The sequence below is a fragment of the Thauera sp. 2A1 genome (assembly GCF_009469595.2).
In the GTDB taxonomy this organism is placed as follows: Bacteria; Pseudomonadota; Gammaproteobacteria; order Burkholderiales; family Rhodocyclaceae; genus Thauera.
This window is the reverse complement of sequence record NZ_SSXV01000112.1, coordinates 1-1,343: the sequence shown is the minus strand read 5'-3', so window position 1 is coordinate 1,343 and position 1,343 is coordinate 1. Positions and strand designations below refer to the sequence as shown.

Here is a 1,343-nt window from a genome sequence, read left to right as displayed (position 1 = left end):
GAGCACGTTGCCAAGTTTCTTGGCTGCGCCTACCGCCAAGCCCTTTGCGGCTTCGGCTTCTGCGGTTCTCTTCTGTGCCTTTGCTTCCTCCGCTTCTCGCTGTGCCTTGTCTCGCTCCTGATTGAGATTCAGGATTTCACCAGACACGGCTATTTTCTGTGCATTGAGGTGGAAGAGGTCGCTTCTGGCTGCTTGCACAACGTCTGCAAGGCTTTCGGCTTCGCTGCCAATCTCTTCTTTTTGCGTTGTAAGCCCCAAAATATCGTTTCTAAGGCGTTCTTTTTCCTCTCGCAAGGATTTCCCCTCCTCGGACAGTCTTTCGTTTATGAGGGCTTTCTTTTTGGCTTCCTCGGTATTGTATTCGAGTATTCTTCCCATGTTTTTTGCGCTGAGGGCTAATCTGTCACATTCCTTGCTCTTGGTCTTGACCTCCACCAACAAATCGCTAATGTCATTTGATAGGTTCTTCTGTATGATGCCAAGTCCTCTCGTTTTGCTCTTGATGGCTTCTGCCCTCTGCTCCTCTGCTGCAATCTTGTATTGGATGGCCGAAAGATGCTGCTTCTCGCTGCTCTTGCCCCTCTCCATGCCCAAGACCTCGGCACAGATAGTTTGCATCTCTGCCATGTCGTTGCGGTTGAGCTTCAGACTTTTTCCGCTCTCATGGTCTGTCCAATCAGCCACCAGATGAGCGTGAAGATTGAGTTTGATGCCATCTTTGCTTTTCTTGTTCCCCTCGTCCTTGTGGATTGCGATCTGGAACACATCGATTCCGAAGCGATCGTTAAAACGCTTCGCCAATTTTTTGAGGTCGTCCATGGTCGTGGTGTCCTCGATGACAACCACGGCTTCACGTATCGGGGTTGCCTTGGCTTGCATCTTTCGCCCTGTCTTCGCCTTTGCGTTCTGGGTGACAAATGCAAGTCTGGCTTCTTGTGTGTCCGACTGCCAATAGTCGTTTTGGCTCGATAGTTCGTGATGAACGTAGTCGAGTTTCTTTGTTCTCTTGTTGTGTTCCTCGCTGCCACCTTTGACCGCTTGGAAATGGATGGATGTCTGTGCCATGTCGAATGAATTTTAGGGCGGCTGCCATGGGGTTGAGGGGCGCAGCCCCCACCCTCGGAGAGCACACAACTACGAAAAGCGTAGCTTCGTAGTTATAGTGTGCTATAACAAGCACGCTTTGTTTACGGGGGCAAAGTTACGCAAACTCTGGGAAAGTACCAAACTACTTGGGGATTTTTTTTGAAAATACTGATTTAATTAATGCCGTAGTCGGTGCTCAAAACCCATCTGGTCAGCTTCGCCAAGTCCGCACCCTTGAAGTCTGTAGTAAGGGATAG

Annotated in this window: 1 protein-coding gene; it reads right to left on the bottom strand. The window is 49.7% G+C overall.

Annotation, left to right across the window (positions count from 1 at the left end; all coding sequences use genetic code 11):
• A partial coding sequence (locus GH664_RS22760; protein WP_153170313.1) for a hypothetical protein occupies positions 1–1,065 on the bottom strand: 1,065 nt, incomplete at its 3' end.
• Between the last annotated feature and the right edge of the window lie 278 nt (positions 1,066–1,343).